We start from the raw sequence: 1311 nt of genomic DNA on the forward strand, positions 1-1311 counted from the left end.
TGTCTCGTCCTAAAATACGTTGACAGTTTTTTACTAAGCCAACAGCGCCGGCTGTTGGCTTTTTTCATGCACCTCATTTGGAGTTTTCATCATGAGACTGAGATGTGGCCTCATATTGTTATAGATATTGATAGACTCTTTTACTAGTCGTTTAAGCTCCTCAAGATTCTTACATCTATCAAGTAAGAACTCTTGTTTCAGGATCCCATTTATTCTTTCTGCTAAGGCATTTTGGTAGCAGTCATAACCATCTGTCATCGAAGGCATTATGCCGCTAGTTTTCAATTTATCTTGATATACACCTGAGCAATACTGCAGTCCACGATCTGAATGATGGATACAAGAATGATGATATCGACGCCCTTTGATAGCCATATCTAGCGCTTTCACGACATCCGTCGCTTTCATTTCATTACTCAGCTCATAGCCCATTATTTTTCGGCTAAACGCATCCGTAACCAATGATAGGTAGTGAACTCCTTCATCAGATTGGACATAGGTTATGTCGCTCACCAAGACACTCTCTGGACTACATGGCTTGTAGTCCTTTAATAAGTTCGGGTGTTTCTTCATCCAATGCCGACTATTGGTCGTTTTTGTAAAACTACGCTTAGGTCTTACCAACAATCGCTCAGCGCGTAAGTAGTTGAAAAGCGCATCTCGGCCTAACTTGATACCTTGTTCTTGTAGTCTGGGCTTTATTAAAAAATAGAGCTTCCTAGTACCAACCCGAGGCATATAACGCCTAATATCCAACACCATTTTTTTAATCGGTTTAAGCTCTAACCGACGATGATGAGCTCGCTTTTCTCGTTGATAAACACTCTGCCTTGTTATGCCGCAAAGCCTACATACCCGAACTAAACTTATTCCTTCCTGTTTTTGAAGGCTTCTTGCTCCTTGGCTAGATACTTTTTTCTCAGACTGGTTCCGTGCTCAGCATCAAGAATATCAACCACTCTATTTAAGAAGAGGTTCTTGATTTTTTCGTCTTCCAACTCTTTCTCAAGACGTTTTATTTTCTGTGCAGGCGACTCTTTAGGCTTCGGTGATTGGCTCATGACATTCATCCTTGGATTTTGCGCCCAATTCATCTTACCGTGCTTTCGAAGCCAGGTTAAAACGGTTGAACGGCCTTGGATACCATAAATGGTTTGGGCTTGTTTATAGGTCATATCGCCTCTTTCTACAGCGGCGACGACCTGTAATTTAAAGCCTAGTGTGTAATCACGCTGAGTGCGCTTAACGTAGGTATTATTTGAAGTAGTCATAATTCGTCCTCAATGTGTAAACACATTTCAGGACGAGACA

Annotated in this window: 1 protein-coding gene; it reads right to left on the reverse strand. The window is 41.5% G+C overall.

What is annotated here, in order from left to right; all coding sequences use genetic code 11:
• Positions 1-33: 33 nt before the first annotated feature.
• Positions 34-1271 (reverse strand): IS3 family transposase gene (locus tag BCT81_RS25315; RefSeq protein ID WP_102426250.1). Its coding sequence is split into 2 segments (ribosomal slippage): positions 34-908 and positions 908-1271, totalling 1239 coding nucleotides; the frame shifts between segments, so codons are not numbered across the junction.
• Positions 1272-1311 lie beyond the last annotated feature (40 nt).

The organism is Vibrio sp. 10N.261.52.A1 (assembly GCF_002876325.1).
GTDB classification, from domain to species: Bacteria; Pseudomonadota; Gammaproteobacteria; order Enterobacterales; family Vibrionaceae; genus Vibrio; species Vibrio chagasii.